This window comes from Streptomyces sp. NPDC060000, from assembly GCF_042737375.1.
Classification (GTDB): Bacteria; Actinomycetota; Actinomycetes; order Streptomycetales; family Streptomycetaceae; genus Streptomyces.
Window position 1 is genome coordinate 57,666 of sequence record NZ_JBHWUU010000002.1, and the last position, 25,532, is coordinate 83,197.

Annotated in this window: 20 protein-coding genes; 13 read left to right on the plus strand and 7 right to left on the minus strand. The window is 70.9% G+C overall.

The annotated features are described in order from the left end of the window. Positions 1 to 35: 35 nt before the first annotated feature. From ACFWBB_RS02120 to ACFWBB_RS02175, 12 genes are all read left to right on the plus strand, one after another. Complete coding sequence (locus ACFWBB_RS02120) at positions 36 to 1,385, plus strand: ABC transporter substrate-binding protein (RefSeq protein ID WP_385265694.1); 1,350 nt, start codon at positions 36 to 38, stop codon at positions 1,383 to 1,385. A 2-nt stretch (positions 1,386 to 1,387) separates the two neighbouring features. Then, positions 1,388 to 2,332, plus strand: coding sequence for a carbohydrate ABC transporter permease (locus ACFWBB_RS02125; protein ID WP_385265696.1), 945 nt, complete (start codon positions 1,388 to 1,390; stop codon positions 2,330 to 2,332). Positions 2,333 to 2,336: 4 nt separating this feature from the next. Next, entirely contained in the window at positions 2,337 to 3,230 is an 894-nt protein-coding gene (locus ACFWBB_RS02130; RefSeq protein WP_385265699.1) for a carbohydrate ABC transporter permease, read from the plus strand. Between the two features lie 6 nt (positions 3,231 to 3,236). Then, positions 3,237 to 4,502, plus strand: coding sequence for a 6-phospho-beta-glucosidase (locus ACFWBB_RS02135; protein ID WP_385265702.1), 1,266 nt, complete (start codon positions 3,237 to 3,239; stop codon positions 4,500 to 4,502). Beyond that, on the plus strand, positions 4,493 to 5,470 hold the full coding sequence (locus tag ACFWBB_RS02140; RefSeq protein WP_385265705.1) for an N-acetylglucosamine kinase: 978 nt from the start codon (positions 4,493 to 4,495) through the stop codon (positions 5,468 to 5,470). The genes ACFWBB_RS02135 and ACFWBB_RS02140 overlap by 10 nt, the downstream gene beginning before the upstream one ends. A 220-nt stretch (positions 5,471 to 5,690) precedes the next feature. Further along, positions 5,691 to 7,100, plus strand: a complete 1,410-nt coding sequence (locus ACFWBB_RS02145) for a hypothetical protein (protein WP_385265707.1) — start codon at positions 5,691 to 5,693, stop codon at positions 7,098 to 7,100. Positions 7,101 to 7,204: 104 nt separating this feature from the next. Further along, a complete protein-coding gene (locus tag ACFWBB_RS02150) occupies positions 7,205 to 8,236 on the plus strand; it encodes a glutamate ABC transporter substrate-binding protein (protein WP_385265710.1) in 1,032 nt (343 codons plus the stop codon). Positions 8,237 to 8,307: 71 nt separating this feature from the next. Next, on the plus strand, positions 8,308 to 9,639 hold the full coding sequence (locus ACFWBB_RS02155) for a hypothetical protein (RefSeq protein WP_385265712.1): 1,332 nt from the start codon (positions 8,308 to 8,310) through the stop codon (positions 9,637 to 9,639). 2 nt (positions 9,640 to 9,641) lie between these two features. Continuing rightward, positions 9,642 to 12,350, plus strand: coding sequence for a tetratricopeptide repeat protein (locus ACFWBB_RS02160; RefSeq protein ID WP_385265714.1), 2,709 nt, complete (start codon positions 9,642 to 9,644; stop codon positions 12,348 to 12,350). Between the two features lie 3 nt (positions 12,351 to 12,353). Beyond that, positions 12,354 to 13,895 carry a PP2C family serine/threonine-protein phosphatase gene (locus ACFWBB_RS02165; protein ID WP_385265716.1) on the plus strand — a complete coding sequence of 514 codons (1,542 nt, stop codon included), beginning with the start codon at positions 12,354 to 12,356 and terminating at the stop codon, positions 13,893 to 13,895. A gap of 159 nt (positions 13,896 to 14,054) precedes the next feature. Next, positions 14,055 to 15,401, plus strand: coding sequence for a VWA domain-containing protein (locus ACFWBB_RS02170; RefSeq protein WP_385265719.1), 1,347 nt, complete (start codon positions 14,055 to 14,057; stop codon positions 15,399 to 15,401). A 48-nt stretch (positions 15,402 to 15,449) separates the two neighbouring features. Beyond that, a complete protein-coding gene (locus ACFWBB_RS02175; protein WP_385265722.1) occupies positions 15,450 to 17,318 on the plus strand; it encodes an FHA domain-containing protein in 1,869 nt (622 codons plus the stop codon). On the opposite strand, the gene ACFWBB_RS02180 is transcribed toward ACFWBB_RS02175, so the two are convergent. Continuing rightward, positions 17,315 to 18,370, minus strand: a complete 1,056-nt coding sequence (locus tag ACFWBB_RS02180) for a methyltransferase domain-containing protein (RefSeq protein WP_385265725.1) — start codon at positions 18,368 to 18,370, stop codon at positions 17,315 to 17,317. The genes ACFWBB_RS02175 and ACFWBB_RS02180 overlap by 4 nt on opposite strands. A gap of 207 nt (positions 18,371 to 18,577) precedes the next feature. Here ACFWBB_RS02180 and ACFWBB_RS02185 point away from each other — a divergent pair, with 207 nt between their 5' ends. After that, positions 18,578 to 18,991 (plus strand): globin, encoded by a 414-nt coding sequence (locus tag ACFWBB_RS02185; protein ID WP_385265727.1) that lies wholly within the window; start codon positions 18,578 to 18,580, stop codon positions 18,989 to 18,991. Between the two features lie 21 nt (positions 18,992 to 19,012). Here the strand turns inward: ACFWBB_RS02185 and ACFWBB_RS02190 are convergent, their stop codons facing one another. From ACFWBB_RS02190 to ACFWBB_RS02215, 6 genes are all read right to left on the minus strand, one after another. Further along, the gene (locus tag ACFWBB_RS02190) at positions 19,013 to 19,693 is read right to left on the minus strand and encodes a hypothetical protein (protein ID WP_385265730.1); all 681 of its coding nucleotides are present in this window, start codon (positions 19,691 to 19,693) and stop codon (positions 19,013 to 19,015) included. Next, on the minus strand, positions 19,690 to 20,112 hold the full coding sequence (locus tag ACFWBB_RS02195) for an acyl-CoA thioesterase (RefSeq protein ID WP_385265733.1): 423 nt from the start codon (positions 20,110 to 20,112) through the stop codon (positions 19,690 to 19,692). Before ACFWBB_RS02195 ends, ACFWBB_RS02190 begins: the two co-directional genes overlap by 4 nt. 6 nt (positions 20,113 to 20,118) lie before the next feature. After that, on the minus strand, positions 20,119 to 21,783 hold the full coding sequence (ettA, locus tag ACFWBB_RS02200; protein ID WP_385265736.1) for an energy-dependent translational throttle protein EttA: 1,665 nt from the start codon (positions 21,781 to 21,783) through the stop codon (positions 20,119 to 20,121). Positions 21,784 to 22,259: 476 nt separating this feature from the next. Further along, positions 22,260 to 22,826 (minus strand): GNAT family N-acetyltransferase, encoded by a 567-nt coding sequence (locus ACFWBB_RS02205; RefSeq protein ID WP_385265739.1) that lies wholly within the window; start codon positions 22,824 to 22,826, stop codon positions 22,260 to 22,262. A gap of 575 nt (positions 22,827 to 23,401) precedes the next feature. Beyond that, positions 23,402 to 23,689: a DUF4190 domain-containing protein gene (locus ACFWBB_RS02210; RefSeq protein ID WP_385266034.1), complete on the minus strand. Its 288-nt coding sequence runs from the start codon at positions 23,687 to 23,689 to the stop codon at positions 23,402 to 23,404. Positions 23,690 to 23,865: 176 nt separating this feature from the next. Then, on the minus strand, positions 23,866 to 25,284 hold the full coding sequence (locus tag ACFWBB_RS02215; protein ID WP_385265742.1) for a TQXA domain-containing protein: 1,419 nt from the start codon (positions 25,282 to 25,284) through the stop codon (positions 23,866 to 23,868). Positions 25,285 to 25,532 lie beyond the last annotated feature (248 nt).

A 25,532-nucleotide genomic window follows, 5' to 3' on the forward strand; every position in this document is an offset into this window, starting at 1 on the left:
CCCCTTCGCCCTGCCCTGTCCTGGAAGGCTCCGCCATGCCCACACGCATACCCGAAGTCGTCCGAAAGGCGGCTTTCGCCCTCACCGCCTCCACGGCACTCCTGCTGAGCACCACCGCCTGTACCGGCCAGTCCGCGGCCGGCTCCGACGACGACGCGTCGAAGGAGACGACCCTCACCTTCTGGCACGCCTGGAGCGCGCCGAACGAGGTGAAGGCCGTGCAGTCGCTGGTCGCCGGCTTCGAGAAGACGCACCCCAACATCCATGTGGACGTCGTCGGCAACATGACCGACGACAAGATCAACCAGGCACTGCGCGCGGGCGGCACCAAGGCGCCGGACGTGATCTCGTCGTTCACCACCAACAACGTGGGCAAGTTCTGCTCGTCGGGGGCCCTGGTCGACCTCAACCCCTTCTTCAAGAAGGCGGACATCGACCCGAACATGACCTTCCCGAAGGCGATGAACCAGTACACCCAGTACGACCTCGACCGCTGCGCGGTTCCGCTGCTGGGCGACGCCTACGGCCTCTACTACAACAAGACCGCGTTCGCGAGGGCCGGCATCGGCAGCCCGCCGAAGACCTGGTCCGAGTTCGAGGCCGACGCCAAGAAGCTGACGATCCCCCAGGGCAACACGTTCAAGCAGCTCGGCTTCATGCCGGACTACCACGGCTGGGAGACGACCACCGAGCACTACATGGGCCAGTTCGGGCCGACCTACTTCAACAAGTCCGGCAAGTCGACGATCGCCACCGACCCGGCCGTCACCGACGCCCTCACCCTCCAGAAGAAGCTCGTCGACAACCTCGGCGGCTTCCGGAAGCTGGAGAAGTTCCGCTCCGGCCTCGGCGACGAGTGGGGCCCCAAGCACCCCTTCCAGACCGGCCAGGTCGCCATGCAGCTCGACGGCGAGTGGCGGCTGGGCATGGCCCTGGAAGCCAAGCCGGGCTTCGAGATCGGCGTCGCCCCGCTGCCCGTCGCGGACGACCAGGTCGACCAGTACGGCAAGGGCTACATCACCGGCACCATCGCCGGCATCGCTGCCACCAGCAAGAAGCAGAACGCGGCCTGGGAGCTGGTGAAGTACATGACCACCGACACGGCCGCGGTCGTCGCCTTCTCCAACGCCATCCACAACGTGCCGTCCACGCTGGCGGCCCTGAAGTCCCCCGACCTGAAGTACGACCCGCGCTTCAAGACGTTCCTGGACATCGCCGCGAACCCGAACTCGACCACGTCCCCCGCGTCGATCAACGGCGGCGTCTACCTGACCACCGTCCAGCAGCTCGGCTACGACTACGAGAGCGGCAAGGTCACCGACCTGCAGGCCGGCCTGAAGAAGGCGGCCGCGCAGATCGACACGGACATCGCACAGGCGAAGTAGCGATGGCCGCCACCCACACGTTGAGGGCGAAGCACCGGCGCTCGGCCCTTCGCACCCTCGCCTTCCTGTCGCCCTGGCTGATCGGCTTCGCGGTCTTCTTCGCGTACCCGATGATCTCGACGGTCTACTTCTCGTTCATGCACTACGACGGCTTCAAGCCGCCGACGTGGAGCGGCACGAAGAACTGGACGTACGTCTTCGAGCACTACCCGTTCTTCTGGCCGGCCCTGCGCAACACCCTGTGGCTGGTCGTGATCATGGTGACCATGCGCGTCCTGTTCGGACTCGGGATCGGCATGCTCATCACAAAGATCAAGACCGGTACGGGTGTCTTCCGCACCCTCTTCTACCTGCCCTACCTCGCCCCGCCGGTGGCGGCCACCATGGCCTTCGCCTTCCTCCTCAACCCCGGTACGGGCCCGGTCAACTCGCTCCTGGAGAAGGTCGGCATCCCGGCCCCGGGCTGGTTCAACGACCCGAGCTGGTCCAAGCCCGCCCTCACCCTGATGTTCCTGTGGGGCGTCGGCGACCTGATGGTCATCTTCATGGCCGCGCTGCTCGACGTGCCGAAGGAGCAGTACGAGGCGGCGGAGCTGGACGGCGCGTCGGCGTGGCAGCGGTTCCGGTTCGTCACCCTTCCCAACATCTCGCCGATCATCATGTTCGCGGTCGTCACCGGCGTGATCGCGGCGATGCAGTGCTACACACAGCCCCTGGTCGCCGGAAAGGTCGCCTCGGGCGTGATCCAGGGCGCGGGCACCATGTTCGAGCCCGGCTACCCGGAGCACTCCACGCTCACCCTTCCCCAGCTCGTCTACAACCTCGGCTTCCAGCGCTTCGACTACGGCTCCGCCTGTGTCGTCGCCCTGGTCCTGTTCGCCCTGTCGATGGCGTTCACCGCGCTCCTCATGCGGCGCCGGGGCGGCCTCATCCAGGCAGGTGACTGACCCCATGACTCAAGTACTGGAACGTCCCGCGGAGTTGACGGCTCCGTCCTCACCGGCCGAGCGCACCGCCCGTCGCAAGGCACTGCTGGAATGGATCGCGGTCCACTCCCTCGGCGTGGCCGCCGCCCTCTTCTTCACCCTGCCCTTCGTGTTCGTGTTCCTGACGTCGCTGATGAGCGACTCGCAGGCACTCAGCCGGGACCTGGTCCCGCACACCTGGGAGTGGGCCAACTACCGGAAGGTCTTCGACACCCCGGGCTTCCTCACCTGGTGGAGGAACACGCTGATCTACGCCGGACTGGGAACGGTCCTCACCGTCGTCTCCTCGATCCCCGTGGCGTACGCGCTGGCCAAGTTCCGTTTCCGGGGCCGGAACCTGACGCTCATGCTGGTGATCTCGATGATGATGCTGCCGCCGCAGGTGGTCGTCATCCCGATGTACCTGTTCTGGGCGAAGCAGCTTGACCTGTCGGGCACCCTGTGGCCGATGATCATCCCGCTGGCGTTCGGCGACGCGTTCTCGATCTTCCTGCTGCGCCAGTTCCTGCTGACCATCCCGAACGAGTACCTGGACGCGGCGAAGGTGGACGGCTGCGGCGACCTGCGCACCCTGCTGAAGGTCGTCCTGCCGATGGCGAAGCCCGGCATCGCCGCCGTCGCCCTCTTCCAGTTCTTCGCCGCCTGGAACGACTACTTCGGCCCGCAGATCTACGCCTCCGAGAACCCGAACGCGTGGACCCTCTCCTACGCCCTGGAGTCCTTCAAGGGCGCGCACCACACCGACTGGAACCTCACCATGGCCGCCACCGTGCTGGTCATGGCCCCCGTGATCCTCGTGTTCTTCTTCGCCCAGAAGGCGTTCGTCGAAGGTGTCACCCTCACCGGAGTAAAGGGTTAACAAGCCATGAAGCTCACCGTGGTCGGCGGCGGCTCGACCTACACCCCAGAACTCGTCGACGGCTTCGCACGCCTACGGGACACCCTTCCCGTGGAGGAACTGGTCCTCGTCGACCCGGCGGCCGACCGCCTGGAACTCGTCGGCGGCCTCGCCCGGCGGATTTTCGCCCGGCAGGGCCACCCCGGCCGGATCGTGACGACGTCCGACCTGGACGCGGCCGTCGAGGGCGCCGACGCCGTGCTGCTGCAGCTGCGGGTCGGCGGGCAGGCGGCGCGCGAGCAGGACGAGACCTGGCCCCTGGACTGCGGCTGCGTCGGGCAGGAGACGACGGGCGCGGGCGGCCTCGCCAAGGCGCTGCGCACGGTCCCCGTCGTCCTGGACATCGCCGAACGGGTCCGCCGGACGAACCCGCACGCCTGGATCATCGACTTCACCAACCCGGTCGGCATCGTGACCCGCGCCCTGCTCCAGGCCGGCCACAAGGCGGTCGGCCTGTGCAACGTGGCGATCGGCCTCCAGCGGAAGTTCGCCGCCCTGCTCGACGTCACGCCGGCCGACATCCACCTGGACCACGTGGGCCTCAACCACCTCACCTGGGAGACCGGGGTGCGCCTGGGCGGTCCCGAGGGCGAGGACGTCCTGCCGGGCCTGCTGACCGCCCACGCCGACACGATCGCCGCAGATCTGCGGCTGCCCCGCGCGGTCCTGGACCGCCTGGGCACCGTTCCCTCCTACTACCTGCGCTACTACTACGCGCACGACGAGGTCGTACGGGAACTGCGGACGAAGCCCTCCAGGGCGGCGGAGGTGGCCGCGATGGAACGCCAACTGCTGGCGCTGTACGCCGACCCGGCCCTGGACGAGAAGCCGGAACTGCTGGCGAAGCGCGGCGGCGCCTTCTACTCGGAGGCCGCGGTGGACCTGGCGGCGGCGCTGCTGACCGGCTCGGGCAGCCCCTATCAGGTGGTGAACACCGTCAACAACGGCACGCTGTCCTTCCTGCCGGACGACGCGGTGATCGAGGTCCAGGCGGCGGTGGGTCCCAAGGGTCCGTCCCCGCTGCCGGTGGCCCCCCTCGACCCGCTGTACACGGGCCTGCTGGCGAACGTGACGGCGTACGAGGACCTGGCCCTGCGGGCGGCTCTGCACGGCGGCCGCGACAACGTCTTCAAGGCCCTCCTGTCCCACCCCCTGATCGCCCAGTACGAGTACGCCGAGCAGCTGACCGACCAACTGATCGCACACAACCGGGAGCACCTCGCGTGGGCCTGACGGCAAGCGTGCTCGCCATCGACGCGGGCAACAGCAAGACGGACGTCGCGGTCGTGGCGGCCGACGGGGAGGTCCTCGCCACCGCCCGCGGCGACGGCTTCCGCCCGCCCGCCGTGGGCGTGACCGCGGCGGTGGACGCCCTCGCCGACACCGTCACGCGCGCGTACACCGCGGCAGGCGTCGACTCGGCGGTCCATGTCTCGGCCTGTCTGGCCAACGCGGACCTGCCGGTGGAGGAGGAGCAGCTGGCGGCGGCCCTGCACGCACGTGCGTGGGGCTCCTCCGTGGACGTCCGCAACGACACGTTCGCCATCCTGCGGGCAGGTGTGGCCGAGCCCCGGGGGGTGGCCGTCGTCTGCGGCGCCGGCATCAACTGCGTCGGGATGCGCCCCGACGGCCGCACCGCCCGCTTCCCGGCCCTCGGCCGTCTCTCCGGCGACTGGGGCGGCGGCTGGGGCCTGGCCGAGGAGGCGATCTGGCACGCGGCGAGGGCGGCGGACGGCCGGGGAGGACCGACGGCCCTCGCCGACACCCTCCCGTCCCACTTCGGCCTGCCGTCCATGTACGCCCTGATCGAGACCTTCCACCTCGAACACATCGCCCCCTCCCGCCGTCACGAACTGACCCCGGTCCTCTTCAGGACGGCGGAGGGCGGCGACGCGGTGGCGCGCACGATCGTCGACCGGCTGGCGCAGGAGGTGGTGTCGATGGCGACGGTGGCCCTGACCCGTCTGGACCTCCTGGAGGAGGAGACACCGGTACTGCTGGGGGGTGGAGTCCTGACGGCGGGCCACGGGCAACTGGACGACGGCGTACGGGAGCTGCTGGCCGTGCGGGCGCCGAAGGCGGTGGCGAGCGTCGTACGGGAGCGCCCGGTGCTGGGGGCGGCGCTGCTGGGCCTGGACAGGCTGGGGGCGGACGCCGCGGCGCAGCGCAAGGTGAGGACGCATTTCGACACGGGTGAGTGACCGTACCCGAAGCGCGCGGGGCCGTATCGCCGTACGGCCCCGACGGGCGCGCGACCAGCCCAGACGCGCGCCCCCGTACACAACACGCGCGCCCGCGAAGGAACCGAACACCCACCCGACGCGTTTTCATGGACAGGGGTGACTGCGATCTGATCAAGATCCAGTGAAGGCCGGTGCGCATGACCGGTCCCGCCAGCGATACTGGCGGCGGCAGCTGACCATGGGGGAGGTCAAAAACGTGGCAAACCCGGCTACAAGCACCACCGTACCGGCGCCCACGCCGGCGCCGGTACCGCCGCCGACCCGCCGTACGGCGTTCGCCGAGGGCGTCGACAAGGCACGCGCGGCGGCGACCACGGAGCCGGGCCGGCTCCGCATCATCGGGGCTTTCCTCGCCCTCCTCGTCCTCGCCTTCGGCTCCGTGACGGCCTGGCAGACGACCGACCGCGCGGCCGCCGCCGACGACGTACTGCACAAGAGCCAGCCGCTCAGCTCGGCCGCGGCCGACATCTACCGTTCGCTGGCCGACGCCAACACGACCGCCTCCAGTGGCTTCCTGGCGGGCGGCCAGGAGACGGCGGGGTCCCGGCAGCGCTACGAGGACGACATCGACACGGCGGCCGCCAAACTCGTCACCGCGGCCAACAACGCCGACCCCGGCTCGCCCTCCACGGCGTCCATCACCAAGCTGAACACACTGCTGCCCGAGTACAAGGGCCTGGTGGAACGCGCGCGTACGTACAACCGCCAGGGTTTCCCCGTCGGCGGCGCCTATCTGCGGTACGCGAACGAGAAGATGCAGAACGACATGCTCCCGGCGGCCGAGGATCTCTACAAGAAGGAGAACCAGCGCCTCCAGGACGACTACGCCGACGCCACCCCCTACCCGTGGGCGGCGATCGCGCTGGGCGTCCTCGCGCTGGCCGGCCTCACCTGGGCGCAGCACCGCAACTACCGCCGTACGAACCGCGTCCTGAACCACGGACTGGTCGCGGCGACGGCGACCACCACCGTCGTCCTGCTCTGGCTGGTCGTCGGCCACACCGTGGCCCGCGCGGGTCTCGACGACTCCTACGACCACGGCGTCCGCTCGCTGAACGTCCTGCACGACGCCCGGATCGCCTCCCTCAAGGCGCGCGGCAACGAGAACCTGACGCTGGTGGCGCGCGGCGCCGAGACGGTGAAGGTGACGGCCGACGGTGAAGCGGTGACGCTGGACAAGTTCGACCACGACTTCACCACCGAGATCACCACCCTCGGCAAGGGCCTCACCCTCGCGGCGAAGCTCGCCGACGACCAGGCGGGCGGGAAGCCGGTCGCGACGGCCGAGAGCAACATGACGGAGTGGAAGAAGCGCCACACGGCGGCCCGCGCGCAGGACGACAACGGCAACTACGAGCAGGCGCTGGCCCTGGTGATCGGCGGCAAGGACGCGACCGGCGCGTGCTTCGACGGTGTCGACAAGAACCTCGCGAACGCGCTGGCGCACGAGCAGACCGAGTTCAGGCAGGCCGCCGGGGACGGTCTGGACGCGATGACCGGCCTGCCGATCGGCGCCGCCGTGCTCGCCGTGCTGGGCGCCGCGGGTGCGGTCCTCGGCATCGGCCGCAGGCTGTCGGAGTACCGGTGAACGGGCGCGGGCCGGTGAGCCGGCGGATGCCGCTGGGCAGGAGCGGGTCGGTGGGCGGGGGCGAACCGGCTGAAGGAGGCGTACCGGTGGAAGGGGGCGTGACGATGCGGGTGCGACGTGTGCGGACCGGCCTGAAGGGCTGGGGCGGAGTGGGCGCGATGGCGGCCCTGTGCGCCCTCGCGCTGACCTTCGTCCTGCTGCTGCCGTGGACGACCCGTTCACCCGGCGACGGCAGCACGGGCCAGGCCGGTCAGGGCGCCGCCGCGGGCACCCCGGCGGCCGACGCCACCTGCACGGACCCGGAGAAGCGGACGCCGGCGCCGTCGACCGCGGACGGTACGACGATCGCCGCCATCAAGGCCCGGCAGGGCGAGAAGCGCAAGCTGATCGTCGGCGTCGACCAGAACAGCTACCGCTGGGGCTACCGCGACCCCAACAACACGGGCGCGGAGCTCGAGGGCTTCGACATCGACCTGGTGCACCGGATCGCCCAGGACATCCTCGGTGACCCGAACGCGGTCCAGTTCAAGGCGATCCCGACCAACCAGCGCGTCCCGGCCATCCAGGAGGGCCGGGTCGACATGGTCGTCCGCACCATGACGATCTCCTGCACCCGGCTCGGCGAGGTCGCGTTCTCCGCGCCGTACTTCAAGACGGGACAGCAGGTCCTCGCGCCCAAGTCCTCGAAGATCACCGGTTACGACGACACGCTGGCGAACAAGAAGGTCTGCACGGCGACCGGTTCGACGGCCAACCTCAAGCTGGCCGACGACAAGAAGGCCGGCAGGATCGCCTCCACCGTCGACCTCTCCACCACCGTGCCCAACCAGCTCGACTGTCTGGTCCGGCTGCAGCTCGGCGAGGTCGACGCGGTGGTCACCGACGGCGCGCTCGCGGCCAGTCAGGCCGCCCAGGACCCCACGGTCGAGCTGAAGGGCGCCCCCTTCACCACCGAGTACTACGGCGTGGCCATGAAGAAGGACGCGACGGACCTGGTACGCCGGGTCAACCAGATCCTGGTGGAGTACCGCGCGAGCGGCTGGCAGGCGTCGTACGACAAGTGGCTGTCGGCGACACTGGGCAGTGACGCGGCGACGGCGAAGCCGCCCGCGCCGCAGTACCTGACCACGAGCTGAAGGGCCACCGGGCAGGACGGCACGGCGGGCAGCGTACAGAGACCGACCGACACAGCAGCGAGAGGTGATCGATGGGCGTCACGGGACCCCCCGGGCCGGTGATGGACCGGGACGAGGTCGACCGTGCGCTGGCGCGGCTCGGCGCGGAGCACGAGGCGATCGAGACCTCGCTCCTCGCCCTCCAGGACCACGCGGGCCGCAGGCTCCTCGAAGGCGCGGAGCTCACCGGAGTCACCAAGGAGCGCTGGGCGTCCGCGGAGGTGTCGATCACGCTGCTGTGGGCGTACTTCGACGCGTACACCGACGCGTTGCGCGGCGCCCGCGACATCCGTTCGCGCCGCCGCTGGTCCAGCCGCGAGGACCTGGTGGAGCTGACGGAACTGCTGCGCGGCGAGTCGGTCACGGTGGCGGGATCGGTCGCCGGCGCCGCCGGGCCCGACGCGCCGGCGCTGCACGGCACGGGCAAGCTCAGCCACAGCTTCTCCCTCACCGGCCTCGTCGACCGGATGAACGAGCTCTACGCGTCGTCGCTCGACATGGTCGTGACCGCCGACGCGGTCTGGTCGGCGCTGCCCGCCCGGATAGATCTACTGGCCGCGGAACTCCAGCGCACCCGCCGGCTCGCGCACTCCGTCGGCGTCCGCCCGGGCGAGCACCCGGCGGGCGACGACCTGGAGCGCATCACCCGGACCCTGACCTCCCTGCGCGAACAGGTGGTGTCGGACCCGCTGGCCTTCTGGGTGCGCGCACAGGGCAGTTCGGCGCCGGGCGGCGGCCGGCCGGACACCACGGTGTACGACCGTGAGGCCCGCGCCCTGGAGGACGTACGCCGCGAGATCGACGCCGTTCTGACGGTCCGCCAGGACGCCGAGCAGCGGCTGGTGAGACTGCGGGACGTCCTCAGCCGCGCCGACAGGACGCTCGCCGAGGCGCGCACGGCCCGCGGCGAGGTGCTCGCGAAGATCGCCGCGACGGAGGTGCCGGTGGTCAGCGGACCGCCGACCGTCCTCCAGGAGCAGCTCTCGACGGCCGCCGAGTACCGCCGGCACGCCCAGTGGCACCGCCTGTCGCCGCTCCTGGAGTCCCTCGAGCAGAAGGCGGAGGACGAACTGCTGCGCGCCCGCGAGTCGTTGACCGCCGTCACCCAGCCACTGGCGGTCCGCGCGGAGCTGCGCGGCCGTCTCGACGCGTACAAGGCGAAGGTCGCCCGGCACGGGCTCGCCGAGGACCCGTTCCTCATCGAGCGCTACGACGCGGCACGCCGCATGCTGTGGAGCGCGCCCTGTGATCTGCGCGTCGCCGAACAGGCCGTCCTGCGCTACCAGCACGCGGCCGCCGAACTTCTCACGGCACCGCGCGTGCCGGAGCAGGGCGGACCTCAGGACCGTAGGGGGGAGCAGTAGCCATGAGTCAGGCAGGACAACCGTGTCAGCGGCCGGGCTGCGAGGGGGCGTACGAGGATGTGGGCGACGGTGAGCTGTACTGCGACACCTGCGGTCTGGCCCCGGTCGTCTCGCCTGGGGGTCCCCCCTCTGGGGGAGGCCTGGTCGGCTCACCGCCGACCGGGGTGACCGGAGGCGGCAAGGGCTCGGCGGGCAGCGCCAGTTCACGCTCCAGTGCGCGCAGTACCCGTACGTCGTCGCAGTCCGCGAAGTCGCGCCGCTCGGTGTCCGGGCGGCTGTCCCGGTCGCTGTCGGGCAAGTCCACGGGCCGCTCGGTGTCGGTGCGCAGCTCCGGCTCCGCCTCCGGCTCCTCCGGACGGGCCCGGCTGGGCGCCGGACTGGTCATGGTGCCGCAGGTGCCGAAGCCCGACCCGCGCGCGATGGTGCAGGAAAACCCCGAGGTGCCCGAGCGCAAGCGGTTCTGCTCGCGCTCCGACTGCGGTGCCCCGGTGGGCCGTTCGCGCGGCGAGCGGGAAGGACGCACGGAGGGCTTCTGCACCAAGTGCGGCCACCCGTACTCCTTCGTGCCGAAGCTGAAGGCCGGCGACGTCGTGCACGGCCAGTACGAGGTCGTGGGCGCTCTGGCGCACGGCGGGCTCGGCTGGGTCTACCTGGCCGTCGACCGCGCGGTGTCGGACCGGTGGGTCGTGCTGAAGGGCCTCCTGGACACGGGCGACCAGGACGCGATGGCCGCGGCCATCTCCGAACGGCGCTTCCTCGCCGAGATCGAGCACGCCAACATCGTGCGGATCTACAACTTCGTCGAACACCTCGACCAGCGCACCGGCTCGCTCGACGGCTACATCGTCATGGAGTACGTCGGCGGCAAGTCGCTCAAGGAGATCGCCAACGACCGCCGCACCCCGCAGGGCAAGCGGGATCCGCTCCCCGTCGAGCAGGCCTGCGCGTACGGCATCGAGGCGCTCGAGGCACTCGGCCATCTGCACAGCCGCAACCTGCTGTACTGCGACTTCAAGGTCGACAACGCGATCCAGACCGAGGACGAGCTCAAGCTGATCGACATGGGCGCGGTCCGAAGAATGGACGACGACGAGTCGGCCATCTACGGCACCGTCGGCTACCAGGGCCCGGAGGTCGCGGAGGTCGGCCCGTCGGTCGCGTCCGACCTGTACACGGTGGGCCGTACGCTCGCCGTGCTGACCTTCGACTTCCAGGGTTACACGACCGTCTTCGTCGACTCCCTGCCCGACCCCGACAACATCGAGGTGTTCCGCCAGTACGAGTCGTTCTACCGGCTGCTGGTCCGCGCCACCGACCCCGACCCGGCTCGCAGGTTCGCCTCCGCTCAGGAGATGGCGGAGCAGCTCACCGGCGTGCTGCGCGAGGTCGTCTCGCTGCAGAGCGGCCGGGCCCGGCCCGCGCTGTCGACCCTGTTCGGACCCGAGGTCAAGGTCACGGACACCGAGCTGTTCCCGAAGCTGGACGGGGAGGTGTCACGGCTGGGACCGCGGGCCACCGTCAAGTCCTCGCTTCGGCGCGGCGGTTCGGGAGCCGCGGCAGCCCTCGTCGGCGGACCGGGCAACGGGACCGCGGCAGCCGCGCCCGCCCTGCCCGGAGTGGCCCCCGCCTTCGCCGGCGCGGCTCCGGCCCTCACCGGCGGGCCTGCTCCCGCCCTCCCCGGCGCCGGTCCCGCTGTCGCCGGGGGCGTCGCGCTGCCGGGCGTCGCGGCGGCCGGTCCCGCAAGCACCGTCGCCACGAGCGTTGTCGCCCCCGGGCTGGTCAAGACCGTTCCCGCGCCCGCCGCCGCGCTCGCGCTGCCCGTTCCGCACGTCGACGCCTCCGACCCCAACGCGGGATTCCTCGCCGGTCTGCTGACATCCGCGCCGGGCGAGCTGATCACGGCTCTCGCGTCCGCTCCGGCGCCGTCGGTCGAGACCCGGCTGCGGCAGATCCGCGCCTGGCTGGAGAACGGCGACCACCAGGCCGCCCTCATGTCCCTCCAGATTCTGGAGGACGAACGGCCCGACGACTGGCGGGTGGTCTGGTACCGGGGCGTGACCTCGCTGGTCACCGGCGACCACGAGGGCGCCGCGCTCGCCTTCGACGCGATCTACGACGCCTTCCCCGGCGAACCGGCGCCCAAGCTGGCGCTCGGACTGTGCGCGGAGGTGCTGGGGCAGCTGGACAACGCCGCCGAGTACTACCGCCTCGTGTGGTCGACCGACCCGAGTTATGTGAGCTCCGCGTTCGGCCTGGCCCGGGTGCGGCTCGCCGCCGGGGACCGCAAGGGTGCCGTAGGGACGCTGGAGTCGGTGCCGGAGTCCTCCATCCACTACACGGCGGCCCGGGTGGCGGCCGTGCGGGCCCGGCTCCGGCAGCGGACGGCCCTCGCCTCCGACGTACCCTTCCTGGAGGACCTCACCGCCGCCGCGGCCCAGGTCGAGGCGCTGAACGCGTACGGTCTGGATCCGACGCGGCGTGAGCAGTTGTCCGCGGAAGTCCTCGGCTGCGCACTCGACTGGATACTCTCCGGTGGCCAGGGCGCGGGCCCGGCCGCCCGGGTGCTGCTCGGCAGTGAACTGGACGAGCGGGGGCTGCGCTTCGGCCTGGAGCGCTCGTACCGCACGCTGGCCCGGCTGGCGACGGGCGGCGAGGAAAGGATCGACCTGGTGGAACGTGCCAATCGTTACCGCCCCCGGACGTGGGTGTAGTTGATGTCGCAGATGCCCCGGCAGGCCGCCCTGCCCACGTGCCCGAGCTGTGCGGAGCCGCTGGACGCGGGTGACCGTTTCTGCGGTGCGTGCGGATACGACCTGTCCGCCGTACCGCGGCGCCCGGACGACCACCCGACCCTCACGATGAACGGCTCGGCACCACCGGCTCCCGCGGAAGCGGCGGCATCGGCGGTGGCAGGCCGGACGGTGAGCGGTACGGGGGTGCCGACCGCCGGCGCGAGCGGTGTCGCCGCGAGTGGTGCCGGTTTGGCCGGTGCCGGCGGTGCCGGTGTGAGCGGTGCCGCCGCTGCGGCCCTGCCGCCGCCCTCGGCTTCCAGGGCACCGGTACCGCCGAGTGCCGGGATCCCGGGGCCGTCGAGCTCCGGGATGCCGGAGCCGTCGGGCTCCGGTTCTCCGCTTCCGCCGCCGCCCGCCGAATCCTCCGACCCGGGTGTCCCCGGTACCCCTGCTGTCCCGGGAACCCCCGGCGTGTCCGGAACCCCCGGTGTGCCCGGGGCACCCGGTGTGCCCGGTGTCCGGTTCGACCGGCCCTCGGAGCCCGACGAGTACGCCCTTCAGGCGCCGGACCCCCGGGTGGCCGCCGAGGCCGCCGCGGTGGCCGAGACCGCCCAGGTGTGCGTGGCGTGCCGGGCGGGCCGGGTCGACCACGACGGGTACTGCGAGAACTGCGGGCACGCCCAGCCGCGCGAGCGCGACCACATGGAGCAGGAGACGGGCCCCATGGCCGCCGTCAGCGACCGCGGTCTGCGCCACCACCGCAACGAGGACGCCTTCGGCCTCGGCCGCACCGCCCTGCCCGACGGCTCCCCCGCCCTCGTGGCGATCGTCTGCGACGGCGTGTCCTCGGCCACCCGCCCCGACGACGCCTCCCTCGCCGCGTCGAAGACGGCTCGGGAGGCGCTGCTCGCCGCCCTGCCGCAGGGCACGCACCCGCAGCAGGCCATGCACGAGGCGATCGTCGCCGCCTCCCACGCCGTCAACGCGCTGGCCGACGAGCCGGCCACGGCCCGCGAGCAGGCCCCGCACCAGAACGCCCCGGCCTGCACCCTCGTAGGTTCGATCGTCACGCCGGGACTGCTCGTCGTCGGCTGGGTCGGCGACAGCCGCGCCTACTGGATCCCGGCGGACCGCACCTCATCCCCGGCCCGGCTCACCGAGGACGACTCGTGGGCCGCGCAGATGGTCGCCGCGGGCCTGATGAACGAGGCGGAGGCCTACGCCGACGAACGCGCTCACGCGATCACCGGCTGGCTCGGCGCCGACGCCTACGAACTGGAGCCGCACACCGCTTCCTTCAAGCCGGACCGGCCTGGTGTCGTGGTGGTGTGCACGGACGGCCTGTGGAACTACGCGGAGGCGGCCGAGGAGATGGCCGAGGTCGTCCCGCCGGATGCCTGCGCCCGGCCTCTGCACAGCGCCCGCGTCCTGGTCGGCCACGCCCTGGACGGCGGGGGCCACGACAACGTAACAGTGGCCGTCGTGCCGTTCCCCGCCCCCGCGCAGGGGGCAGGATCGGCCTGAGGCCGCAAACAGGAGAACAACGGCAACACCGGCAGCACCGGAAGTCACGGGGCAACACGGGAAGCACGGGGAAGCACGCGTACGGACCGGTGGGGACCGGTCCGTAGCCAGACATCGCCCCGCGAACGGGTGGGGTTTCCAAGGGGGATCTGAGTAGGCATGGCCAATTTCTCGAAGTCGAACGTGCCGCAGTTCTCGGTGGACGTCTATCAGAACGAGTACCTGCCGGAGGGCGGCCGCGAGGTCAACGCGATCGTCACGGTCACCGCCACCGGCGGCGGCACGGTGGGCAGCGCGGCAGCCGCGCCGCACCTCTACTCGCCGAGCCAGGGCCCGTCCGCCGCCGTGGCGATCATGGTGGACTGTTCGGGCTCGATGGACTACCCGCCGACCAAGATGCGCAACGCCCGCGACGCCACCGCCGCCGCCATCGACACCCTGCGCGACGGTGTGCACTTCTCGGTGATCGGCGGCACGCACGTCGCCAAGGAGGTCTACCCGGGCGGGGGCCGTCTCGCGGTCGCCGACGCGACCACCCGTGACCAGGCCAAGCAGGCACTGCGCCGACTGAGCGCGGGCGGCGGCACGGCCATCGGCACCTGGGTGCGGCTGGCCGACCGGCTGCTGTCCACGGCGGACGTCGCCATCCGGCACGGCATCCTGCTCACCGACGGCCGCAACGAGCACGAGGCGCCCCAGGACCTCAAGGCCGCCCTCGACGACTGCGCCGGGCGCTTCACCTGTGACGCCCGCGGTGTGGGCACGGACTGGGAAGTGAAAGAAGTCACAGGGATCGCCTCCGCCCTGCTCGGCACCGCCGACATCGTCGCCGACCCGGCCGGTCTCGCCGCCGACTTCACGCAGATGATGGAGACGGCGATGGGCAAGGAGGTCGCGGACGTCGCGCTGCGGCTGTGGACCCCGGTCGGTACCGCCATCAAGTTCGTCAAGCAGGTCGCGCCGACGGTCGAGGAGCTGACCGGACGCCGTACGGAGGCGGGTCCGCGCGCGGGCGACTACCCCACCGGTTCCTGGGGCGACGAGTCCCGCGACTACCACGTGTGCGTCGAGGTCCCGGCCGCGAACGTCGGCCAGGAGATGCTCGCCGCCCGGGTCTCGCTGGTCATACCGCAGCCTGGGGGCACGGTCCAGAACCTGGGCGCGCAGGGTCTCGTACGGGCCGTGTGGACCGACGACATGTCCGCCTCCACGTCGATCAACCCTCAGGTCGCGCACTACACGGGCCAGGCCGAACTGGCACAGGTCATCCAACAGGGGCTGGATCTTCGCAAAGCAGGCGATATGGATGGAGCAACGGCCAAACTGGGCCGTGCCGTTCAGCTCGCGAGCGCCTCGGGGAACGGTGATACTGCGAAACTGCTTGCGAAGGTGGTGGACGTGGTCGATGCCACGACAGGTACTGTGCGACTGAAGGCGAAGGTCACGGACGCCGACGAGATGACGCTCGAGACCCGGTCCACAAAGACTGTTCGTGTAAAGAAGTGACCTGAACACGCTTCTGGGACACCGAAGAAGAGAGGGGGACGCGCCGACATGCCGACCTGCCCGAACGGACACCAGTCGGGTTCCGACGACTGGTGCGAGGTCTGCGGTCACCGCATGGCCGGTGCCGTACCTCCGCCCCCTCCCCCGCCGCCCCCGACCGCCGGCGGCTACGGCTTCCCGCCCCCGCCCGGCCAGGGCCAGGGCGGCCAGCCCGGTGGACGGCACCTGTCGTCCGTACCGGACCACGAGCCCGAGCTCTGCCCGCAGTGCCGTACGCCCCGTGAGGGCGGTGCGCCGTTCTGCGAGGAGTGCCGGTGGAACTTCCTGACGAACACGGCCACCTCGTACACCCCGGCCGCCCCGCGCCCCTCGGGGCCCGGCCCCGGCCCCGGCCCCGGCCCCGGCCCCGGTCCCGGTGGACCCGGCCCGGGTCCCGGCGGCCCGGGTGGTCCCGGCGAACCGGGTGGGCGCTACCAGCCGCCGCCTCCGTCCTACGGGGGCACCGACTCGTTCGACTACCAGAGCTCCCGCCCGTCCCAGATGAACCGTCCCGCCGAACCGATCCCGCCGTTCGGCGGCGACCCGTCGGGCCCCGGCGGACCGGGCAGACAGGGCGGACAAGGTGGACCGGGCGGACAAGGTGGACCGGGCAGGCCCGGTGGTCCGGGAGGAACCGCCGGCGGCCCGCCCGCGGGCGCCTTCGGGCGTGACCCGTCCGGCCAGGGCGGCGACCCCTTCCGGCGTGAGCCCTCCGGTCCCGGTGGCGACCCCTTCGGACGGCAACCCTCCGGCCAGGCGGGCGACCCCTTCCGGCGTGAGCCCTCCGGCCCGGGTGGCGACCCCTTCGGCCGCGAGCCCTCCGGCCCCGGTGGCCGTCCGCCCGGCCCGCCCGGCGATACCTTCGGCCGCGAGCCGTCGGGTCCGCCCTCGGACCCCTACCGGCGCGAGCAGACCGGGCAGGCCTCCGACCCCTTCGGACGTGAGCCTTCCGGTCCCGGTGGCGACCCCTTCCGGCGTGAGCCCTCCGGCCCGGGTGGCGACCCCTTCGGCCGCGAACCCTCCGGTCCCGGTGGCCGTCCTCCCGGTCCGCCCGGGTCCGGTCCCGGTGGGCCGTCCGGCTTCGGCGCCGACCCTTCGCGCCCCGTTCCGCCGCCGCCCGGGCCCACCCCGACGGCCGGTCCCGGCATACCGGGCCAGGGTGGCTTCGGCGGCGGCCAGGGTGACCCCAGAGCTCAGGGTGGCCCCGGGGCTCCGCAGGCCTTCCAGCAGTCCGGCACGACCGCCCCGCCCGGATTCCCGCAGGAGACGGGCCGTCCGCAGCCCGGCGGCCAGCCCTTCGGCGGTGACGACGACTGGGTGATCTCCCCGCCGTCGCACACCGCTCCGGGCCAGGGCGCGCCAGGCGGTCCCGGTGGAGCAGGTCCGGCTCAGGGCGGCGGTGGCTACGGCTATCCGCAGCCCGGCGGCAACCAGGCACCGCCCCCGCCCGGCTCCGCGTACCCGCAGCAGCCGGCCACCTGGACGGTGACCATCGGTCCCGACCGCGCGTACTTCATGGCGATGATGCACCGCTCGGGTCCCGAGGCCGCGGGTCTGAACCTGCCCGCGTACTCGCCCGAGCAGCAGCGCACGCTCACCGGCAACCAGTTCACCATCGGCCGCCGCCGCCACTCCACCGGCGAGACACCCGACCTGGACCTGTCGGTGCCGCCGGAGGACCCGGGCGTCTCGCACCAGCACGCGGTGCTGGTCCAGCAGCCGGACGGCACCTGGGCGGTCGTCGACCAGAACTCGACCAACGGCACCACGGTCAACGGCTCGGAAGAACCGATCCAGCCGTTCGTCCCGGTGCCGCTCCAGGACGGCGACCAGGTGCACGTCGGCGCCTGGACGACGCTCACGATCCGCCGCGGTTAGGCCTCGAAGAGGCCCGGACCCGACGGATCCGCACCATCCGACCTACCCGACCGACCCGACCGACCCGACGGATCCGGGAGGGGCCAGGCGTACGGCCCCTCCGGTTCGTCGAGCCACGCCCACGCGTGTTCGGCGCTGAGCGTGATGCCGTACCGCTCCCGCCCCGGCATGCCCTCGCGCTCCCACAGGGCGGCCGCCTCCTGTGGGTCGAGGGTGCCCCGGGTCAGGGCCAGCAGGAAGCGGAACAGGTCGCTCTCCCTGGCCCGGTGCGGCACGCCGGCGAGCGCCACCGGCTCCGGCTCGGACCGGTCCGACCCGCGCAACGGCACGAAGTAGGCCGCCGTCTCCAGGAAGCGGCCCTCGGCATGTCCGGCGTCCAGGACGGTCAGCGCGATCAGCCCGGTGGCCAGCGGCGCCAAGATCAGGGCTCCGGGGGCGCACTGGGCGAGCCAGGCGCGCGGGATCGACGTCAGCGTGCAGGTCGCGATGATCCGGTCGAAGGGGGCGCGTTCGGGGACGCCGCGCGCCCCGTCCCCGGTGACGACGGTCGGCCGGTACCCGGCGTCGTCGAGGTGCCGGCGGGCGGACTCGGTGATCTCCGGGTCCAGATCGACGGTGGTGACGTTCCCCTCACCGAGCCGGTACGACAGCAGCGCCGCGTTGTACCCGGTGCCCGCGCCGATCTCCAGTACCCGGTCGCCGTCCTCGACCCGCAGCACGGCCAGCATCAGCGCCATCAGCGAGGGCTGGCTGCTGGACGAGAGCAGCACACCGTCGCGCAGCCGGGTGGCCAGCGGGGTGTCCTCGTACGCGCCCCGTATCCAGCGTTCCCGGGTGCGCGGGTCGGGGCTCTCGCCCCAGCACCGTTCGTACCCCCGGGCGCCGCTGACGTAGTAATACGGCACGAAGAGGTGGCGCGGGACCGCCGCGAAGGCCTCCCGCCAGCGCGGATCGGCGGCAAAGGCCCCGCTCGCCTCGATCTCGCGCAGCAGCACGGCCCGTGCCGATGCGGCGAGATCGTCCAGCTCCTTGTCGCGTGCGTCCGCGCTCATGACTCCACTGTGCGGCGCGCGGCCCCGGGAAGCGAGCACCGGAGGCGTGGCCGATGGGGTGGCCGATGGGGTGGCCGGTGGAGTGACCGGTGGGGTGGCCGGTGGGGCGGCCGGTGGAGTGACCTGTGGGGCGGCCGGTGGGGCGGCCGGTGGGGCGGCCGGTGGGTGGTCCTAAGCCTCGAGTCCTCCGTCTCCCGGTCTGAGACCATGGGAGACGTGAAAGAGATTCGGCGCGGCACGCTTCAGGAGCAGACCTTCTACGAGCAGGTCGGTGGGGAGGAGACCTTCCGCCGGCTGGTGCACCGTTTCTACGAGGGAGTCGCCGGGGACCCGGTCCTGCGGCCCATGTACCCGGAGGAGGACCTGGGTCCGGCCGAGGAGCGTTTCGCGTTGTTCCTCATGCAGTACTGGGGCGGTCCGACGACCTACAGCGAGAACCGCGGCCACCCCCGACTGCGCATGCGGCACGCGCCCTTCGTCGTGGACCGGGCCGCGCACGACGCCTGGCTGAAGCACATGCGGGTCGCGGTCGACGAACTCGGTCTGTCCGAGGAACACGAGCACACCCTGTGGAACTACCTGACGTACGCCGCGGCCTCGATGGTGAACGCCCCGGAGTAGGCGCCGAAGACGACGCGCGCGTCAGCGCACGCTGACGTCGAGCATCCCCAGCCGCCCCGCCCGCCGTACGGCGATCGACCCGTACGGTGTGCGCAGCCGAAGCCACGCACCGAGCGAGAGCAGTTTCAGCTCCGCCGAACCCGTCGAGGGCCGGAGGAATCCGAGCGACTGGGCCGCGTGCACGGCCCGCACGGGCAGTCCGGTGTCCCCGACCGTCCGGGACCAGATCTCCCGCCCGATCCGGTCGAGTTCGGCCCGCGTCCGCAGCTCGGCCGTCAACTCCTCGGTACGGGACCGGAATTCGCCGACCGCGGCGCCGACCATCGCACGCAGCGCGTCCGCGCCGGGCAGCCCCGCCTCGGGCCGCCACCCACCGCGCGGCGGCAGTACACCGGCCCACGGCGGCCCGGTGACGGCCGCGGGCACAGCGGCCGTCGCGGCGTTCTCGTCCACTGCCTCCAGCAGCTCACCCGCCGACACGGTCACGTCCAGCGTGACGTCGAGGCCGTTCTCGTACGGCTTGGCCAGCCGGACCGCGCGGATCGCGAGCACCTCGAAGGAGGGCGGCCGACCGAAGACGGCGAGCGCGGTGCCGGACGCCTGGAGCCGCACGGCCGCTGCACGGTCGTAGTGGAGCAGCCGGGAGAGGAAGGCCGCGACGTCCGCCGCCTCCCCCTCGTCGGCGAGGTGGAGCACCGTCATGCGGCGACGGCCTCCTTGTCGGCGTCCTTCTCGTCGTCCCGGTACTCCTCGAGGAACTCACGTTCCTCGGCGGTGATCCGGCGCGGCCGCTGCGCCTCGAAGTCGAACGGCACGATGACGGTGGAGGCCCGGACGTACACCACGTCCCCGTCCTTCACCTCGTAGCAGATGGTGAAGGACGCGGCCCTTATCTGGGTGACCCACAGCTCGATGTCGACCGGCGAGTGCCGGTGGACGAGCTGCCGTTTGTAGTCGATCTCGTGGCGCGCCACCACGGACCCCTGCTTGAAGTCCTTCTCCGGGCGGAACAGGAAGTCGATACGGGCTTCCTCCAGGTACCGGAGGAATTCCACGTTGTTGACGTGGCCGTACGCGTCCATGTCCGCCCAGCGCAGTGGGCAGCGGTAGATGTGCCGCAAGATCGATCAGCCCCGGGTCAGCTTCTTGTAGGTGGCGCGGTGCGGACGCGCGGCGTCCGCGCCCAGCCGCTCGATCTTGTTCTTCTCGTACGACTCGAAGTTGCCCTCGAACCAGAACCACTTGGAGTCACCCTCGTAGGCGAGGATGTGCGTGGCCACTCGGTCGAGGAACCACCGGTCGTGGGAGACGACCACGGCCGCACCCGGGAACTCCAGCAGCGCGTTCTCGAGGGAGGACAGGGTCTCGACGTCGAGGTCGTTCGTCGGCTCGTCGAGGAGGAGCAGGTTGCCGCCCTGCTTGAGGGTGAGCGCCAGGTTCAGACGGTTGCGCTCACCACCGGAGAGCACACCGGCCGGCTTCTGCTGGTCGGGGCCCTTGAATCCGAACGCGGAGACGTACGCGCGGGACGGCATCTCCACCTGCCCGACGTTGATGTAGTCGAGCTCGTCGGAGACCACGGCCCACAGCGACTTCTTCGGGTCGATGTTCTCGCGGCTCTGGTCGACGTACGAGATCTTGACGGTGTCGCCGACCTTGATGGACCCGGAGTCGGGCTCTTCGAGCCCCTGGATCATCTTGAAGAGGGTGGTCTTGCCGGCGCCGTTCGGGCCGATGATGCCGACGATGCCGTTACGCGGCAGCGTGAAGCTGAGATCGTCGATGAGCACCTTCTCGCCGAAGGCCTTGGAGAGGTTGCTGACCTCGACGACGATGGAGCCCAGGCGCGGGCCCGGCGGGATCTGGATCTCCTCGAAGTCCAGCTTCCGCATCTTGTCGGCCTCGGCGGCCATCTCCTCGTACCGGGCGAGACGCGCCTTGGACTTGGCCTGACGCCCCTTGGCGTTCGACCGCACCCACTCGAGCTCTTCCTTCAGACGCTTCGCGCGCTTGGCGTCCTTCTGCCCCTCGACCTTGAGGCGGCTCGCCTTGGTCTCGAGGTAGGTGGAGTAGTTGCCCTCGTAGGGGTGGGCGCGACCGCGGTCGAGCTCGAGGATCCACTCGGCGACGTTGTCGAGGAAGTACCGGTCGTGGGTGACGGCGACGACGGTGCCGGGGTACTTCGCGAGGTGCTGCTCCAGCCACTGCACGGACTCGGCGTCCAGGTGGTTGGTGGGCTCGTCGAGCAGCAGCAGGTCGGGGGCCTCGAGCAGCAGCTTGCACAGCGCGACGCGGCGGCGCTCACCACCCGAGAGGTTGGTGACGGGCCAGTCGCCGGGCGGGCAGCCCAGGGCGTCCATCGCCTGCTCCAGCTGGGTGTCCAGGTCCCACGCGTTGGCGTGGTCCAGGTCCTCCTGGAGCTTGCCCATCTCGTCGAGGAGCGCGTCGGAGTAGTCGGTCGCCATCAGCTCGGCGACCTCGTTGAAGCGCCTGAGCTTGCCCATGATCTCGGCTGCGCCGTCCTGCACGTTCTCCAGCACGGTCTTGGACTCGTCGAGCGGCGGCTCCTGGAGCAGCATCCCGACGCTGTACCCGGGCGAGAGGAACGCGTCACCGTTGGAGGGGTGCTCGAGTCCCGCCATGATCTTCAGAACGGTGGACTTACCGGCACCGTTCGGCCCGACCACACCGATCTTCGCGCCGGGCAGGAAGCTCAGCGTCACGTCGTCAAGGATGACCTTGTCGCCGTGCGCCTTGCGTGTCTTGCGCATGGTGTAGATGTACTCAGCCAAGAGAAACCGTCCGGCAGCTTGAAATCTGGCAGTGGGCAGATACACCCCATCTTGCCTGACCGCCACCCTTGGGTGGTAACCCGAATGCCCGGGGGCGCCTGACCTGGGGTTTCGGTGTAGACGGCTGCGGCTGATCGGTCCGTGTCGGTCGCCGTCGAGTGGCCCCGGGGGACGTCGCTGGGCCCAGGGGAGACCCCAGTACGCCCAAGGACGGCCCGGTACGGCCCGACCCGCCGGGCATGCACGCGTCACTGAGTGCACCCTCCGTTGTCAGTGCGCGCGGCCATGGTGCGTCCGCAATCAAGGAAATGGTTCTGGGGAATCGCTCTGGGGAGCGACGTCCATCACGTCCGCCTCCGGGTCCTGACGTCCGTCTCCGGGTCCTGACGTCCGTCTCCGGGTCCTGTCGCAGATCCCGAGGCGCGCCGAGATCGTCGCCGTCTGTGATCGTTACTGGCACAGAGCTGGATCCCTGTTCAGTCCTTCCACTCGTGGGCGAGCATCGCGTAGATGTACTCGCTGCCCCAACGGTCTCCGTCGAGGTCGTTGTCGACCAGATGCGCCTCGCGGCGCATGCCCAGGCGCTCGCACACACGCACCGATGCGGTGTTGAGAACATCGAGCCGGGCGAAGACCCGATGGACTCCCAACTGGTCGAAGGCCAGCGAGACCAGAGCGCGCGCGGCTTCGGTGGCGTAGCCATGTCCGGCGTACTGCGGGTTGAGGATCCAGCCGATCTCGGCCTGCCGGGCGTGCGCACTGCTGAGGGTGAGGACGACTTCGCCAACGACACCTGGCTCGTCCGCCCGGCACACGGCCAGCAGGAGGACATCACCATCAGCCTTCCAACTGGTCCCGCCGACCTGCGCGGCGATGGACTCGGCACATGCCTCGCGGGTGAGCGGTGGGCGATAGAGGTGGCGCGCGACCGCCGCCAGGGACTGGTACGCGTAGCGGTCATCAACGTCACCCGGTGCGAACAGCCGCAGGACCAGACGTTCGGTTGCGATGATTTCCGGGACGTGCTGCGAAACGGCCGTCATTGGATCTCCCCCCGTGCCACTGACTTGACCGGACAAGTGCCACTGACTTGACCGGACAAGCTAGTTGACCACCACGCGCCCAGCAGGACCATCCCTACCCGGCGATCGTTTCCGGCCACCGCCGGGGGCCGAGTCAGCAGTCCTGGTCTACACGGCGTGGTGGCCGAGTTGCTCCGGACCGCGACACCGCCGACCGGCGGTGATCGCACTGCTGCCCTGGTAGCCCGGCACGGGTTTCCAGCTTCATCAGTTCCCGCCGGCCATGGACGGTCGATCACCAACAGGTCCGTTGTCAGTGGCTGCGGCCACGGCCGGAGGCGCGTGGTCGGCTTCCGATGGTTCCAGCTCTGAAGGGAATGGTTGCGTCCCCGGTCTGTCGAGGGCGGCCCGGAATCATGTCCGGGACCTGACCGACGGCCGGGCCTCGTCGATGGCCAGGAGGCACCCCGCCGGCGCCGGCCGCGCACCATCTCGTCCTGGGCCGGTCACCTGCGTCCGTTCACAGATGACCGGCCCGGGGGGCGTACTCCGCGGCTCTCGGGCGGGAGATCGCCCAAGCTGCGCGTCTACGGCTGTCAGCCGCCCACGTACCAGCTGAATCCGCCGTTGCTGGCGGCGACGGCCAGGAGCACCAGCCAGAGCACCACGTCGACGACGCCCAGGATGATGCCGGCCTTCGCCATTCCGGCGCCGTTCTGAACCGCTGCCTGACGTCGGGCGACGGCACCGAAGATGATGGCCAACGGCCCCAGGACGATGTTCAGGATGAACAGTCCGACGATGCCGCAGCAGAGACTCGCGATCGCGAGGCCGTTGGCGCGTGATCCGGAGGACGCGGTAGAAGAGCCGCCATAACTCGCCATAAGAGACTCCCGGTTGTCGGTTGCACGGACCGAACGGGCCACGCGCTCCTTACTTTCGACTTGTGTGTCCGGGTGCCCCATCAAGGCGCTCTTATGTCGACGTTCCGTCAGATGCCGTGCAGAGCAGGCGACTTTCTGCCTTCGCTGGGACGGGCCCGGGCCGAGCCCAGGACGCGTCAGTGCCGTGATTCGTTCTCCTTGCGGCCCACGAGCACCAGGGCCGCTCCGCCGATGACCACCAGGCCGATGGCGGTGCCGGCGATGAGCGGGGTGGCGCTGGTGCCGCCCGTCGCGGCTAGGTTGGTGTCGTCGGCGGTGGAGGTTCCGCCCACGGTCGCCGGGCTCGGTTCGCTGAGGGTCTGGGTGGTCAGGTCGGCGGTCTCGTCGGCCTGGGTCTCGCAGTCCAGGACGCCGGTGAAGCGGCTTTCGACGCCTTGCGGACCGTTGATCGTGAAGTCGTAGGCCTGGTCCTCCTGGAGCGGGATCGTCACCGTCTGGGACGCACCGGCCGGAATGGTGTACTCGGTGCCCATCAGCTCGAAGGTGAAGACCTGGTCGCCCTGGTTGGCGGCGGTGATGTCCACTCCGGTCCTCGCGCAGTTCTTCGCCGCGGACAGTGCCGGTATGGCGCCCTGCGTCGCCCAGGTCGCACTCGCCGTCGCCGACACCGTCGACTCGCTGGAGCCGGCCAGGATCTGGGTCTGACTGCGGCTCTCCGAGGTGAAGGCGCGGCCGACGGGGACGGTGGTCGAGGCCTGGACGGTCAGTTCGGCCGAGCCGTCGACCGAGTCGGCGGGCACGTCGAAGAACAGCTGGGTGCCGTCCGTCACCGATGTGACCACCTTGCCGTCCTTGCCGACGATCCGTACGCCGCTGGTGGCGGCGTCCAGCGGAGGCGTGACCGTCGCGTCGCTCGCGTTGGTGCGCACGGTCACCGGGCCGAGCAGTTCGCCGGGGTGGCCGGAGACGGCGGGCGCTTCGAGTGTGAGCGACGCCTTGGGCTCCGTCACGACGCGGGCGGCCTTCTGGAGGTAGTCCGCGAGCCGCTCGGCCTGCGGGTCGACGGCGTCGACGTCCGCGCCGTCCGACCAGCGCCAGATGGCCACCTGGGTGCCGGTGGCCGCGTCCTGTTCGGTGAGACCGCTGTCGATGCCGGCCTTGTCCGCGAGCGAGGCGAGATTGTTGACCTGCGGGTAGGAGTTCTGAAGGATCCAACGGATGCGGCCCGCGTCCGGGTTGGCGCCCAGCGAGGTGCCGCTCCAGGGTGTCTCCTGGTACTTGGCGTCCTTCTGTGTGGGGTTGTAGAGGTCGACGCAGTAGGTCTGCAGGGTGCCGCCGCCCTCGACGGACATCTCGAACAGGCCGGCCGAGACCTCCTGGTCGCCGCCGTCGGCGTGGATCACGGCGGCACCATAGGTCTTGAGGCCGCCTATCGTCGCGGTGGCTCCGCCCTGACTCTGTGTCACCTCGGCGGCGGCGGCCGTGCCCGCGCCGACGAGCACCCCGGCGGCGACCAGGCCGGACACCAACGTCGCCGCGGCGAGACGGACCGCCCCTCGCCCGCGCGCGAACGGCGCGGAGAACGAAGAAATCACACAATTCCCCTTCGAGCGAGACCCGTTGATGTGGGGGGTACGGGTCCCACCAGCAGAATCAGAAGCCCCGTGAGCCACGTCCGGCATCCTAGAGATGTCGCGCACCACGCTTACGGGTCATCTCATCGGATCGCCGATCCGACTCGGAATCGTTATCCCCAAGATCGTCCAGCGCTCGAACGTATCGACAAATCAACTTAGTCGTTCGGAGCGTAAGCCCCGATAAGCCGCAGTTCGGTCGGTGTCGG

What these genes read in the sequence shown, in the direction of transcription:
- ACFWBB_RS02125 (WP_385265696.1), top strand. Translation starts at nt 1,388, where the DNA reads ATGGCCGCCACCCACACGTTGAGGGCGAAGCACCGGCGCTCGGCCCTT.
- ACFWBB_RS02160 (WP_385265714.1), top strand. Translation starts at nt 9,642, where the DNA reads ATGAGTCAGGCAGGACAACCGTGTCAGCGGCCGGGCTGCGAGGGGGCG.
- ACFWBB_RS02120 (WP_385265694.1), top strand. Translation starts at nt 36, where the DNA reads ATGCCCACACGCATACCCGAAGTCGTCCGAAAGGCGGCTTTCGCCCTC.
- ACFWBB_RS02135 (WP_385265702.1), top strand. Translation starts at nt 3,237, where the DNA reads ATGAAGCTCACCGTGGTCGGCGGCGGCTCGACCTACACCCCAGAACTC.
- ACFWBB_RS02175 (WP_385265722.1), top strand. Translation starts at nt 15,450, where the DNA reads ATGCCGACCTGCCCGAACGGACACCAGTCGGGTTCCGACGACTGGTGC.
- ACFWBB_RS02170 (WP_385265719.1), top strand. Translation starts at nt 14,055, where the DNA reads ATGGCCAATTTCTCGAAGTCGAACGTGCCGCAGTTCTCGGTGGACGTC.
- ACFWBB_RS02190 (WP_385265730.1), bottom strand. Translation starts at nt 19,693, where the DNA reads ATGACGGTGCTCCACCTCGCCGACGAGGGGGAGGCGGCGGACGTCGCG.
- ACFWBB_RS02130 (WP_385265699.1), top strand. Translation starts at nt 2,337, where the DNA reads ATGACTCAAGTACTGGAACGTCCCGCGGAGTTGACGGCTCCGTCCTCA.
- ACFWBB_RS02180 (WP_385265725.1), bottom strand. Translation starts at nt 18,370, where the DNA reads ATGAGCGCGGACGCACGCGACAAGGAGCTGGACGATCTCGCCGCATCG.
- ACFWBB_RS02155 (WP_385265712.1), top strand. Translation starts at nt 8,308, where the DNA reads ATGGGCGTCACGGGACCCCCCGGGCCGGTGATGGACCGGGACGAGGTC.
- ACFWBB_RS02185 (WP_385265727.1), top strand. Translation starts at nt 18,578, where the DNA reads ATGGGAGACGTGAAAGAGATTCGGCGCGGCACGCTTCAGGAGCAGACC.
- ACFWBB_RS02165 (WP_385265716.1), top strand. Translation starts at nt 12,354, where the DNA reads ATGTCGCAGATGCCCCGGCAGGCCGCCCTGCCCACGTGCCCGAGCTGT.
- ACFWBB_RS02145 (WP_385265707.1), top strand. Translation starts at nt 5,691, where the DNA reads ATGGGGGAGGTCAAAAACGTGGCAAACCCGGCTACAAGCACCACCGTA.
- ACFWBB_RS02150 (WP_385265710.1), top strand. Translation starts at nt 7,205, where the DNA reads ATGCGGGTGCGACGTGTGCGGACCGGCCTGAAGGGCTGGGGCGGAGTG.
- ACFWBB_RS02210 (WP_385266034.1), bottom strand. Translation starts at nt 23,689, where the DNA reads ATGGCGAGTTATGGCGGCTCTTCTACCGCGTCCTCCGGATCACGCGCC.
- ACFWBB_RS02205 (WP_385265739.1), bottom strand. Translation starts at nt 22,826, where the DNA reads ATGACGGCCGTTTCGCAGCACGTCCCGGAAATCATCGCAACCGAACGT.